The 12,217-nt window shown below is 69.2% G+C and carries 14 protein-coding genes; 3 read left to right on the forward strand and 11 right to left on the reverse strand.

The window, feature by feature from the left end:
• Positions 1 to 77: 77 nt before the first annotated feature.
• The 9 genes from rsfS to rplU form a co-directional block, all read right to left on the reverse strand.
• Positions 78 to 458, reverse strand: coding sequence for a ribosome silencing factor (rsfS, locus tag QE416_RS13690; RefSeq protein ID WP_210074852.1), 381 nt, complete (start codon positions 456 to 458; stop codon positions 78 to 80).
• The gene (locus tag QE416_RS13695) at positions 455 to 1,540 is read right to left on the reverse strand and encodes a hypothetical protein (protein ID WP_307316981.1); all 1,086 of its coding nucleotides are present in this window, start codon (positions 1,538 to 1,540) and stop codon (positions 455 to 457) included. Before QE416_RS13695 ends, rsfS begins: the two co-directional genes overlap by 4 nt.
• Positions 1,537 to 2,133, reverse strand: coding sequence for a nicotinate-nucleotide adenylyltransferase (nadD, locus tag QE416_RS13700; protein ID WP_210074848.1), 597 nt, complete (start codon positions 2,131 to 2,133; stop codon positions 1,537 to 1,539). Before nadD ends, QE416_RS13695 begins: the two co-directional genes overlap by 4 nt.
• Positions 2,134 to 2,143: 10 nt before the next feature.
• On the reverse strand, positions 2,144 to 2,368 hold the full coding sequence (locus QE416_RS13705) for a hypothetical protein (RefSeq protein WP_210074846.1): 225 nt from the start codon (positions 2,366 to 2,368) through the stop codon (positions 2,144 to 2,146).
• 50 nt (positions 2,369 to 2,418) lie between these two features.
• Entirely contained in the window at positions 2,419 to 3,678 is a 1,260-nt protein-coding gene (locus QE416_RS13710) for a glutamate-5-semialdehyde dehydrogenase (protein WP_307316984.1), read from the reverse strand.
• Positions 3,675 to 4,520 (reverse strand): glutamate 5-kinase, encoded by an 846-nt coding sequence (gene proB / locus QE416_RS13715; protein WP_307316986.1) that lies wholly within the window; start codon positions 4,518 to 4,520, stop codon positions 3,675 to 3,677. The genes QE416_RS13710 and proB overlap by 4 nt, the downstream gene beginning before the upstream one ends.
• The gene (obgE, locus tag QE416_RS13720; protein ID WP_307316987.1) at positions 4,517 to 6,061 is read right to left on the reverse strand and encodes a GTPase ObgE; all 1,545 of its coding nucleotides are present in this window, start codon (positions 6,059 to 6,061) and stop codon (positions 4,517 to 4,519) included. The genes proB and obgE overlap by 4 nt, the downstream gene beginning before the upstream one ends.
• Before the next feature lie 93 nt (positions 6,062 to 6,154).
• A complete protein-coding gene (gene rpmA, locus QE416_RS13725) occupies positions 6,155 to 6,415 on the reverse strand; it encodes a 50S ribosomal protein L27 (protein ID WP_055836932.1) in 261 nt (86 codons plus the stop codon).
• Between the two features lie 18 nt (positions 6,416 to 6,433).
• The gene (gene rplU / locus QE416_RS13730) at positions 6,434 to 6,742 is read right to left on the reverse strand and encodes a 50S ribosomal protein L21 (protein WP_055836929.1); all 309 of its coding nucleotides are present in this window, start codon (positions 6,740 to 6,742) and stop codon (positions 6,434 to 6,436) included.
• Between the two features lie 214 nt (positions 6,743 to 6,956).
• On the opposite strand from rplU, the gene QE416_RS13735 reads away from it, so the two are divergent.
• On the forward strand, positions 6,957 to 7,232 hold the full coding sequence (locus QE416_RS13735) for a DUF4031 domain-containing protein (RefSeq protein ID WP_307316989.1): 276 nt from the start codon (positions 6,957 to 6,959) through the stop codon (positions 7,230 to 7,232).
• Positions 7,233 to 7,303: 71 nt separating this feature from the next.
• Here QE416_RS13735 and QE416_RS13740 read toward each other — a convergent pair whose 3' ends face one another.
• Positions 7,304 to 9,892, reverse strand: a complete 2,589-nt coding sequence (locus QE416_RS13740; RefSeq protein WP_307316991.1) for an Rne/Rng family ribonuclease — start codon at positions 9,890 to 9,892, stop codon at positions 7,304 to 7,306.
• Positions 9,893 to 10,408: 516 nt separating this feature from the next.
• Between QE416_RS13740 and QE416_RS13745 the strand changes: the two genes are divergently transcribed.
• Both QE416_RS13745 and QE416_RS13750 read left to right on the forward strand, forming a co-directional pair.
• Positions 10,409 to 10,816, forward strand: a complete 408-nt coding sequence (locus QE416_RS13745) for a hypothetical protein (protein ID WP_307316994.1) — start codon at positions 10,409 to 10,411, stop codon at positions 10,814 to 10,816.
• Between the two features lie 145 nt (positions 10,817 to 10,961).
• On the forward strand, positions 10,962 to 11,558 hold the full coding sequence (locus QE416_RS13750) for a vitamin K epoxide reductase family protein (protein WP_307316996.1): 597 nt from the start codon (positions 10,962 to 10,964) through the stop codon (positions 11,556 to 11,558).
• Positions 11,559 to 11,800: 242 nt separating this feature from the next.
• On the opposite strand, the gene ndk is transcribed toward QE416_RS13750, so the two are convergent.
• Positions 11,801 to 12,217 carry a nucleoside-diphosphate kinase gene (gene ndk / locus QE416_RS13755; RefSeq protein ID WP_210074824.1) on the reverse strand — a complete coding sequence of 139 codons (417 nt, stop codon included), beginning with the start codon at positions 12,215 to 12,217 and terminating at the stop codon, positions 11,801 to 11,803.

Below are 12,217 nucleotides of genomic sequence, written 5' to 3' on the forward strand. Positions count from 1 at the left end.
GCTCTGGCGTCTATGAATCCGGCGTACGAACGAGAACGCCCCCTGCCATCGGGCAGAGGGCGTCGACGCGATCGGTGTCAGTCGGCGGCGTGGGCCGGCGTGGGAAGCTCGATCGGAACGACCGGGCAGTCCTTCCAGAGGCGCTCCAGGCCGTAGTAGACGCGCTCTTCCTCGTGGAAGACGTGGACGACGAGGTCTCCGAAGTCGAGCAGGACCCAGCGGGATTCCTGTCGGCCCTCGCGACGAACGCGCTTGTGCCCGTGCTCGAGGAGCTTCTCTTCGATCTCGTCGGCGATCGCGGCGACGTTGCGCTCGTTGCGACCGGTGACGAGGAGGAAGATGTCGACGAGCGGAAGCGGCTCGGAGACGTCGAGGGCGACGATATCGTCGCCGCCCTTCGCGTCGGCGGCGAGGGCGGCGATCTGCGCCATCTCGCGACCGTTGTCGGTGGCTGTCATCGGAAGACTCCTGTCGTGAAGGCGAGGCCGAGAGTAACGGCCACCGCCAGGAAGAGAGCACCGGTCGTGATGATGAGCCCGATGAGGAGCTTGCTGCCCTTCTCGGGCGCCGGCGGACGAATGATCTCGCCGGGCTGCTTGACCGTGCTGATCGCGGCACTTGCAGCGATCGGGGTGGGTGACGAGGCGGGCGGAAGCTCGCCGTCGAGAAGCACCGCGTCGGCGTCACGGCCGTCGGTGGTGCCGGGTGCGTGTCCGACCGAGCCCAGGCCCTCGGGCAGCTCGAAGGTGCCGGTGATCATGACCTCGCCGGTCGCGGTGACGGGGCCGACCAGCGGAACGCCGGCGGGGGTCTGCGACAGAATGAGCGCGTTGGGGGTCGACACCGCACCGCTGGCGGCGGTGTTGCGCGAAAGGAGCTGGTCGAACGAGTCGGGCAGCGTGACCTCGGGAGTCGCCCCGTCGAGCAGCTCGGAACCGAGGGCGGGGTTCACCACCGAGGCGCCGGGACCGGCGTCCGCGGCGGTCGGAGCGTCGGCGGCGTCTGGCGCTGCCGGACGGAAGATGGCGGGCTGGGCGGACTCGTCCTCGACCTGCGGCTCCGGCGCGGCGCTCTGGTGGGACATCGACGACTGGAGGTCGGAGCTGATCACGGGTACCGCGGCGGTCCGGATCTTCTCCTGCGCGCGCACCTGACGACGGGTCAGGCCGGTGACACCGAAGTCGCCGTCGCCGAAAGCTCCGTCGAAGGAGCCCGGGCGCAGGGCAGGGGCGAAGGGCTCATCGCGCGTGGCGGCGGGCGTCGGCTCTTCCGAGACGGCGGGCTGATGCTCCTGCTCCGTCTCGGTGGAGGACTCCTCGACCGCGGATGGCTCGACCGGGGGCTCCTGCGCCGCAGCGGGCTCGGGAACGCGATCGACGACCACCGACTCGGGGGCTCCGGCCGCGGCGGCCGGGGTTTCGGCATCCGGAGTCTCGCCCTCGCGCTGCGGGACGATGATGGGCGTCGCGCCGGTCTGGCGGAGCTCGCGCAGCTGACGACGGGTCAGCGCGGGAGTCTCGGGGTTCTCGGGAGTGCTCATGCTGTGCTCCGGTAGAGGTGGTGCTTCGCGATGTACTGCACGACGCCGTCGGGCACGAGGTACCACACGGGGTGGCCCCGGCGCACACGGGCGCGGCAGTCTGTGGACGAGATCGACAGGGCGGGGATCTCCAGCTGGCTCACGTTCTCGGCGGGAAGGCCCTCGGTGGTGAGGACGTGGCCGGGTCGCGAGACGGCGACGAAGTGCGCGAGATCCCACAGCTCCTGGTGATTGCGCCAGCTGAGGATCTGGGCGACCGCGTCGGCGCCGGTGATGAAGAACAACTCCGCACCGGGGCGCTGCTCCTGCAGGTCGCGCAGGGTGTCGATCGTGTACGTGGGTCCCGCGCGATCGATGTCGACGCGACTCACGGTGAACTGCGGATTGGATGCCGTGGCGATCACCGTCATGAGGTAGCGGTGCTCGCTCTCGGTGACGTCGTCCTTCTGCCACGGGCGACCCGTCGGAACGAAGACGACCTCGTCGAGGTCGAACGATTGAGCGACCTCGCTGGCAGCGACCAGGTGACCGTGATGGATGGGATCGAACGTCCCACCCATGACCCCGATACGAGGGGCGCGCGTCACCGACATACGGTGGGCCTCAGTGGCCGTGCGCCTCGGGGGTGGGCGTCCCGTGCTTCTGGGTGTACGCCGCCGCCTTGTGCGCGTGACGGTTCGACACGTTGCGGTACGACAGCGTCACGAGGCTCAGGGCGACGAAAACCAGGAACGCCACGGCGCCATACCAGAAGGTCTGGGCCTGGACGTTGCCGCCGTGGTGGGCGCCTTCTTCTGCGGCGTGGGCCAGAAGTGCGACGAAAGTCATCAGTGCTCCGATCAGAGGTCTGCGCGAGGCGCGCGTCCCATTTTAGGCGGTCAGGCGCGTACCTGGCCGTCGCCGCGCCCGAGCCACTTGGTGCTCGTCAGCTCGGCGAGGCCCATGGGTCCGCGGGCGTGGAGTTTCTGCGTGGAGATACCGACCTCGGCGCCGAAGCCGAACTCGCCTCCGTCGGTGAAACGCGTCGAGGCGTTCACCAGCACCACCGCGGAGTCGACCTCGGCGAGAAAGCGGTCGGCCGCCGCGGGGTCGGCGGTGATGATCGACTCGGTGTGGTGCGTCGAGTACCGGCGGATGTGCGCCAACGCCTCGTCGAGGTCGTCGACGACACGGACCGCGAGGTCGAGGGTGCCGTACTCGCGCGACCAGTCGTCGTCGGTCGCCGCGACGACGCGCGCATCGTGCGCACGCGTGTCGTCGTCGCCGTGCACGGTCACGCCGGCGTCGGCCAGGGACGCCAGCAGCTCCGGCAGCAGTCGACCGGCCGCCGCACGGTGCACGAGCACCGTCTCGACGGCATTGCACACGCTCGGGCGCTGCGTCTTCGCGTTGAGCACGATGTCGCGGGCCCAGTCGTCGCGGGCGGTCGCGTCCAGGTAGACGTGCACGACGCCTGCACCGGTCTCGATGACGGGCACGGTGGACTCGGTGACGACGGTCTCGATGAGTCCGGCGCTGCCGCGCGGAACGAGCACGTCGACCAGGCCTCGGGCGTTCATGAGGGCCTTCGCGCCGTCGCGACCGAAATCGTCGACGCTCTGGATGGCCTCGGGGCTCACGCCTTGGCTCGCCAGCGCGTCGCGCATGATGCGCACGAGCGTCGCGTTGCTGCTCTGCGCAGCCGACCCTCCGCGCAGCACGACGGCATTACCGGAGCGCAGCGCGAGCGAGGCGATGTCGACGGTGACGTTGGGTCGGGCCTCGTAGATGGACCCGACGACGCCGAAGGGAACGGCGACCTTCTCGAGCGAGAGGCCGTTGGGGAGGGTCCGGCTGTCGAGCACGCGACCGACCGGGTCGGGGAGCTCAGCCACGTCGCGAACCGCGGCGGCGAGGGCCGACACGCGCGTGTCGTCGAGACGGAGGCGGTCCAGGAGCGCCTCGCCGATGCGATCTTCCCGCCCTCTTTCGAGGTCCTCGGCGTTGGCGGCGACGATCTCGGCGGACGACGCCTCGAGAAGGTCGGCCACCGCGTGCAAGAGCGCGCTTTTGCGAGCGGAGTCGAGGAGTCCGATCTCGCGCGCCGCGTCTTTGGCCAGACGCAGGCGCTCGTCCACGGAGGCGGCGATCACGGTCATGCGCTCAGTGTACCGGCGCGCGTCAGGGCGCCCACGGGACCGGTGGACAGGGTCACGGGGTCGGGGTTGGGGGCGAACCAGGTGCCCACCGACTCCCCCGAGAGAGCGGATGCCACAAGGTCGGCGCTCGTGACGAGGACGCCCACGCCCGCGGTCGAGGCGAGCTTGGCCGCGGAGGCCTTGGTGGCCGCTCCCCCGGTGCCCACGCCGTTGACGACGCCCGCGCCGAACTCGAAGTCCGACAGGTCGTCGCCCCAGGCGACGTCGGTGATGGGACGTGCACCCGGCTCGCTGGGCGGGAGGGTGAAGAGCGTCTCGATGTCGCTGAGCAGGACGAGCACGTCCGCCCCGATCAGCTGCGCCACGAGAGCGGCCAGCCGATCGTTGTCGCCGAAGCGGATCTCGTGGGTGGCCACGGTGTCGTTCTCGTTGACGATGGGCAGGATTCCGAGCCCCAGCAACCGCTCCATGGCGCGGCGCGCGTTCGAGCGGTGGGTGGCGTTCTCGAGATCGCCCGCGGTGAGCAGCACCTGCCCCGCGAGCAGACCGAAGCGGTCGAGCGAGGTCTGATACCGCCACATGAGGACGTTCTGTCCGACCGCCGCGGCGGCCTGCTGGGTGGCGAGGTCGTTCGGGCGACCCTGAAGGTCGAGGAGCGGAAGAGCGGTCGCGATCGCCCCCGACGACACGAGGACGACCTCGGTACCCTCGCCGTGAGCGCGCGAGAGTGCCTCGACGATCGTGTCGATGCGGTGCGCGCCGTCTCCGCTGATCGACGACGAACCGACCTTCACCACGACGCGAGCGGCGCCGGGGATGCCGGCGCGCGTCGTCGCGGTCACCGGTCCTCGTCCTCGGGCGAGAGCGGGGACGAATCACCGTCGGGAGAGATGCCCACGGCACGCGCCGCGCGGCGTTCGGCCTCGAGCTCGGCTCGGGCGTCGGCCTTGGCATCCATGCGCTCGTGATACTCGGCGCGACGCTCGGAGGAGGTCCGACGCGAGTTCTGCACGAGACGGGGGTCGGTGCCGCGCGGGGCCGTCATGAGCTCGGCGGCCGAGGTGAGAGTGGGCTCCCAGTCGAAGACGATGCCGTCGCCCGGACCGATCACGACGGTCGCACCGGCGACCGCGCCGGCACGGAACAGGCCGTCCTCGACGCCCAGGCGTGCGAGGCGGTCGGCGAGATAGCCCACAGCCTCCTCGTTCTGGAAATCGGTCTGCTGGACCCACTTGACCGGCTTGTCGCCGAGGATGCGGTACACGGGACCGTAGGTGCCGCCCTCGACCTTGATCGTGAAGTCCTTCTCCGCGCCGCGTGGCCGGATGACGACGCGCTCGGCGGGAGCCTGATCGATCGTGGCGAGACGGTGCTGCTCGACGATCTCGCCGAGAGCGAAGGTGAGTTCGCGGAGCCCGGCGCGACTGACGGTCGAGATCTCGAACACGCGGAAGCCGCGGGCCTCGAGGTCGGGCCGCACGAAGTCGGCGAGCTCGTGCGCCTCGGGGACGTCGACCTTGTTCAGCGCGATGATCTGGGGCCGCTCGAGCAGCGGGATCTGCCCGTCGGGAACCGGGTACGCGGCGAGCTCGGCCAGGATGATGTCGAGGTCGCTCAGCGGGTCGCGGCCCGGGTCGAGCGTGGCGCAGTCGAGCACGTGGACGAGGGCCGTGCAGCGCTCGACGTGACGGAGGAACTCCAGACCCAGACCCTTGCCCTCGCTCGCGCCCTCGATGAGGCCGGGGACGTCGGCGATCGTGAAGCGGGCGTCGCCCGCCTGCACGACGCCCAGGTTCGGGTGCAGCGTCGTGAACGGGTAGTCGGCGATCTTGGGGCGCGCGGCCGACACCGCGGCGATCAGGCTCGACTTGCCCGCCGAAGGGAAGCCGACCAATGCCACATCGGCGACGGTCTTGAGCTCGAGGACGACATCGCCCTCGTAACCGGGAGTGCCGAGAAGAGCGAAGCCGGGGGCCTTGCGTTTCGGAGAGGCGAGTGCCGCGTTGCCGAGACCGCCGAGTCCACCCGGCGCCGCGACGAAGCGCATGCCGGGGGTGAGCATGTCGACGAGGACGTTGCCGTCGAGATCCTTCACGACCGTGCCGAGCGGCACCGGGAGCTCCTGGTCCTCGCCCAGGGCGCCGGAGCGGTGGTCGCCCATGCCGAACCCGCCGTTGCCCGCGGAGCGGTGCGGCGAGTGGTGGTACGAGAGCAGGGTGGTCGTCTGCGGGTCGGCGACGAGCACGACGTCGCCGCCGCTGCCCCCGTTGCCGCCGTCGGGACCGGCCAGCGGCTTGAACTTCTCACGGCGCACCGAGACGCAGCCGTTGCCGCCCTTTCCCGCACGCAGGTGCAGGGTCACGCGGTCGACGAAGGTGACCATGGCGGGTCCTTCCGGGTGTGGCCGGCCGAGCCGACTCGAAAAAAGAAGAGGGGGTGGGCAGCGCCCACCCCCTCGTGCGCCGAAGCGCGGGAATTACTCCGCTGCTGCGGTGACGATGTTGACGACCTTGCGGCCGCCCTTCGCGCCGAACTGGACGGCGCCGGGTGCCAGGGCGAACAGCGTGTCGTCGCCGCCACGGCCGACGTTGGCGCCGGGGTGGAAGTGCGTGCCGCGCTGGCGGACGATGATCTCGCCGGCGAGGACGACCTGGCCGCCGAAGCGCTTCACGCCGAGGCGCTGTGCGTTGGAATCACGACCGTTACGGGTGGAGCTTGCGCCCTTTTTGTGTGCCATCTCTGCGTCTCCTGGCTCTTACTTGATGCCGGTGATCTTGACGCGCGTGAGGTCCTGACGGTGTCCCTGGCGCTTCTTGTAGCCGGTCTTGTTCTTGAACTTCTGGATCACGATCTTCGGACCGCGCTCCTCGCCGAGCACCTCGGCCGTGACCGAGACCTTCGCGAGCTTGTCGGCGTCGGTCGTGACCGCGTCGCCGTCGACGAACAGGACGGCGGGCAGCTGAATGCTCTCGCCGATCTTCGCCTTCTGGCGGTCGAGCACGACGACCGTGCCGACCTGGACCTTCTCCTGGCGGCCGCCGGCGCGCACAACTGCGTAAACCACTTCACACCTGTTTTCGTTCGGGAGCGCGGAGCTCCGGTTGTCTGATGACGTCGGGAGGGTCTGAAGACCCAAGTCTCGGTGCGATCCGGCGGGCAGAACCCGCGGGGTCACGCTCTTATCAGGAGTGGACGCGACGCACCAAGGGTCAAGTTTAGCTCACCCGGCGGCATCCGGCAAAAGCATTCGACCCGCGTGTCGACCGTAGGATCGCGGGATGGCAATTCTGATCGACGACCCGCAGTGGCCCGCGCACGGACGACTGTGGGCTCATTTGGTCAGCGACAGCGATCTCGAGGAGCTCCACGCCTTCGCCGCGGCAGCCGGAATCCCCTCCCGAGCGTTCGACCTCGATCATTACGACGTGCCCGACGAGCGGCACGCCGACCTCGTTCGCGCGGGGGCCGAGCATGTGGGCGGCAAGGAGCTCGCGCGACGCCTGCGAGCCTCGGGACTGCGGATCACGGCTCGGGAACGGCGCCCTCAGCCGTGAGGGGCCATCTTCGGCCGCCGCGAGCAGAGCTCCGCGACAGAAGATGACCCCTCAAGCGATCAGAAGCGAACTCAGGACTCGGACGACGGCTGCGCGTTCACCGGCGTGCCGGTCAGGGCGGCGGTGGTCACGCGGCGGCGCGAGCGCCCCTGTCCCGGAGCCTTGGGTTCGGGCAGGGCCTCCAAGACCGATTCGAGCAGGGCGTCCTTCTCGGTGCGCGGAGCCTTGGGCTCGCGCTTCTTGCGCGGCCGCTTCTCGCGAACCGGCGCGGGAGCCTCGGCAGCGGCCTCGGTCTTGGCATCGAGAACGGCCTCGACGGATGCCACGACCGCCGCCTCGACGATCGAGGGGTCGTCGATGGTGGGCTTGACGGTCGATGCCGCGATCTGCGCGAGAGCCGACTTGACGCCCTCGGTGATCACGTGGGTGCCGCCGGCCTGGGCCGCCGCTCCCCCGCCGTTTCCGTTGCCGCCGTTCTGCGCCGCATTGCCGCCGCCGGACGCCGCATTGCCGTTGGAGCCGTTGGAGCCGTTGGAGCCGTTGTTGGAGCCTCGACCGCGACGGTTCGAGGAGCCGTTGCCGTTGCCGCCGCCGTTTGAGGAGCCTGCGGGGCGGTGCTTCGCGACGGGGTCGTGGTGCACGATGACTCCGCGACCGGCGCACACCTCGCACGCCTCGCTGAAGGTCTCGAGCAGGCCGAGGCCGAGCTTCTTCCGCGTCATCTGTACGAGGCCGAGAGAAGTGACTTCGGCGACCTGGTGCTTCGTGCGGTCGCGGCTGAGGCATTCGATCAGACGACGCAGCACGAGATCGCGGTTGGACTCGAGCACCATGTCGATGAAGTCGACCACGATGATGCCGCCGATGTCGCGCAGGCGCAGCTGGCGCACGATCTCTTCGGCCGCTTCGAGGTTGTTCTTGGTGACGGTCTCTTCGAGGTTGCCGCCGGAGCCGACGAATTTGCCGGTGTTGACGTCGACGACGGTCATGGCCTCGGTGCGGTCGATCACGAGCGAACCGCCGGAGGGCAGCCAGACCTTGCGGTCGAGGGCCTTCTCGATCTGCTCGGTGACCCGGAACGCGTCGAACGGATCCTGCTCGCCTTCGTACTTCTCGACCCGCTCGAGCAGGTCGGGGGCGACGCCCTGCAGGTACGAGGAGATGGTCTGCAATGCCTCGTCGCCCTGGATGAGCATGCGCGTGAAGTCCTCGTTGAAGACATCGCGGACGATCTTGACCAGAAGATCGGGCTCGGAGTGCAGCAGGGCGGGGGCCTGGATGGTCTTGACCTGGCTCGACACGTGCTCCCACTGCGACGTGAGGCGCTGCACGTCGAGGGTCAGCTGCTCCTCGGTGGCGCCCTCGGCCGCGGTGCGCACGATGACGCCGGAGGACTCGGGCAGCACCTCTTTGAGGATCTTCTTCAGGCGCGCACGCTCGGTGTCGGGGAGCTTGCGGGAGATGCCGTTCATCGTGCCGTTGGGCACGTAGACGAGGTAACGGCCGGGCAGCGAGATCTGGCTCGTCAGTCGTGCACCCTTGTGACCCACCGGGTCCTTCGTGACCTGCACGAGGACGCGGTCGCCCGACTTGAGCGCGAGCTCGATGCGTCGGGGCTGGTTGTTGGTCTCGACGCCGTCCCAATCGACCTCGCCGGAGTAGAGCACGGCATTGCGGCCGCGTCCGATGTCGACGAAGGCGGCCTCCATGCTGGGCAGCACGTTCTGAACGCGACCGAGGTACACGTTGCCGATGAGAGAGGCGTCCTGATTGCGCGCGACGTAGTGCTCCACGAGCACGTTGTCTTCGAGGACGGCGATCTGGATACGACCGGCCTTCGAGCGCACGACCATCACGCGGTCGACGGCCTCGCGACGGGCGAGGAACTCGGCCTCGGTGACGACGGGGCGTCGGCGACCGGCTTCGCGACCGTCGCGACGACGCTGCTTCTTGGCCTCGAGACGCGTGGAACCCTTGATGCGCTGCGGCTCGGTGATGACCTCGACTGCGCGCTGGCGCACGGGAGGTGCGGCCGGGGACTCGAGGGGCTCGTCGCGGTTGTCGTTGGGTCCTCCGCGGCGGCGGTTGCGGCGGCGAGCGTTGGCCGAGACGCGCTCGGAGGGGCCCTCGTCGTCGCGGTCGTCGAAGTCGTCGCGGATGACGACGGGAGGGAGGGCGGGAGCGTAGAAGTGCAGGGCCGTCGAGACGGCGGACACGAAGTTCTCGGGGAGCAGGCCCAGAGACACGGCGGTCGGGCGGCCGGGTTTCTCGGGCGCGGCGGGGGCCTCGGGCTGCTCCGAAGCGGCTGCGGGTTCCGCCGTGGTCTTCTCGGCCTGAGCGGAGTCGTCAGAGACGGCACCGGATGCCGAGCTCTCGGCGTCCGCGGGCGGTGCGTCGATCTCCGCGGCGGGGACGGGCTCGGCAGCCTGCTGCTCGGGGGCGGGGACCTGTGCGGTCTCCTCGTCACCGTCGGCCGCGGGGATGTCCTCCACGTCCAGCACCGCGGGCGCCTCGGTGTCGTCGGCGGCGGCGTCCTCGGCATCCTGGACCGCTGCCTCTTCTTCGTCGACCGCGGGCGTCGCGTCGGAGGAAGGAGCCTCGGTTTCGGGAGAGATCGCCGTCTCGTCGGCGGGATTCTGTTCGTCTGTCACATCGGCCATGTCGGGGTACTCCCTGGCGGACGACACCGCGCGTCGTCCGACGAAATCTCATGCGGCGCCGCACCCGGCGGGGCCGCGAACTCACTCGGTCTGCAGCCGGCCTGCGGCTCGTGCTGCGAAGGGCGGTCATCGCCCGAAGTCTTCTGGGTGATGTTCCTGCGGCGCGGCCGCGGTCACATCAGCCTTCATTATCGCACGAAGTGCCGGGAACGCCCACGACCGTCGCGGTTGCCTGCACTTATCCACAGAGACTTCTCGCACGAAGCGGGGCCTCGATATGGTCGAAGCTCCGGCGAAGGGGGCCACCATGACCTTGTCCGACGGCCCACTCACCGCTTCGGAGCAGGCACGCGCACGTGTGCAAGCCCAGACGGCGAAAGCGAGAGAACTGTCGCACGAGGCGGCTCGGGACGACCTCGCGACCGCTTACAGCGACGCCGATCTCGCCGGGGCGCGCGGATTGGGGCTGACGGCACGACGCGTCGGGGGCGGATCGCTGCGGTCGTTGGCCTTGCGTTGGCCGCCAGCCTTGCGGCCGGGTGCAGCCAACTGCCGTCTCACGACGATTCGTACAAGACCGACATCCCCGCCGCGCTGAAAGCGGCCAGTCTCGGGATCTCCGACGCCTACGCCGACGTCAGCCTGGACGGGTTCACCGAGACGCTTACGGTCGGTGAAACCGTCGACCTCCCGGCCGCCGAGAAGACGAAGGCATCGCCGGACTTCGTGCGCGACGTGATCAGAGTCGCATTCGACGGGCGCGTTCTGAACATGAGGTCTCTCGATGTGGCCTTCCGGGACAGCGACAACCAGAAGATCGACGTGAAGTCGGCGCTCACCCGTCTGGGCGCAGCGCCCAGTTACGACAACACGAGCATCACCATGGATGAGGCGAGGACGATCTCCGAGGGGGCGGGACGATGACCGCAGCAGATCAACTCGTCGAGATCGACGGTGGCGTACGGAAAAAACAGGCCGCACTGGCAAGACGCCTCGCACAGCGTCTTCACAACACACGAGTGAACCTGTTCGAGGCGACCGCATAGCGGCGCGATGAGAGAATCGCCGCATGAGCGAAACCGTCACCCCCCGTCGTCCGGTCGTGGTCGCGATCTGGCTGATCTTCGCCGGGATCGTGGGGTGGTGGGCGGCGTTCTCGCTCACCATGGAACGCTTCCACCAGCTCATGAACCCGGGGGCCGCGGCATCCTGTGACTTCAGTGTGCTGGTCCAGTGCTCGACGAATCTGCAGTCGGCCCAGGGCAGCGTCTTCGGCTTTCCTAACCCGATCATCGGACTCGCTGCGTGGATCGCACCCATCGTGGTCGGTATGGCGCTGCTGGCTGGCGCGCGCTTCGCGCGGTGGTTCTGGGCCCTGTTCTGGCTCGGCTTCGTCTTCGCCCTGTGCTTCGTGATCTGGCTCATCGGGCAGAGCCTCTTCGTGCTGGCGACGCTGTGCCCGTGGTGCATGGTGACGTGGTCCGTGGTGATCCCGTCGTTCTTCGTCGTCACGCTGCACGTTCTGCGCGAGGGGGTCATCCCGCGCCCGCGCGTGCAAGAGTTCGCCGACAGGCTCATGGCGTGGGTGCCGCTCATGACGATCGTCGCGTTCGCCGTCGTCGCGGTGCTGGCGCAGGTGCGCCTGGACGTGCTCTCGCAGCTCTGAGTCGGCGCAGATCCTCCGAGATTCGCAGAACCTCCGCCAGATAGACCTGGATGCCGCTGAGGTTGCGCGAGTCACGGGGCGGGTGAAGCGCTCCAAAGCGCAGAAGACCCTGACAGGCTCCCCCGGCTCGCCCGTGTGCGGATGAGAATCAGGGCCGGGCGTTTCGACAGGCTCAGCCGCCTCGACGCCGAACGACGAAGGCCGCCACCCTCTCGGGGCGGCGGCCTTCACGGCATCCGGGATCAGGCGAACCAGATCGCGAGCTCGCGCTCGGCGGACTCGACGCTGTCGGACCCGTGGACGAGGTTCTGCTGCACCTTGAGGCCCCAGTCTCGACCGAAGTCGCCGCGGATGGTGCCGGGGGCGGCGGTGGTCGGGTCGGTCGTTCCGGCGAGCGAGCGGAAGCCCTCGATGACGCGGTTTCCGGCGAGGCGGATGGCGACCGACGGGCCGGACATCATGAACTCGAGCAGCGGCTCGTAGAACGGCTTTCCCTCGTGCTCGGCGTAGTGGTGGGCCAGGGTTTCACGGTCGGGCTCGACGAGGCGGATGTCGACGAGGGCGTAGCCCTTCGCCTCGATGCGGGCGAGGATCGCGCCGGTGAGGCCGCGAGCGACGCCGTCGGGCTTGACGAGGACAAGGGTCTCTTCGGTAGCCAT

The sequence above is a fragment of the Microbacterium sp. SORGH_AS_0421 genome (assembly GCF_030818635.1).
Classification (GTDB): Bacteria; Actinomycetota; Actinomycetes; order Actinomycetales; family Microbacteriaceae; genus Microbacterium.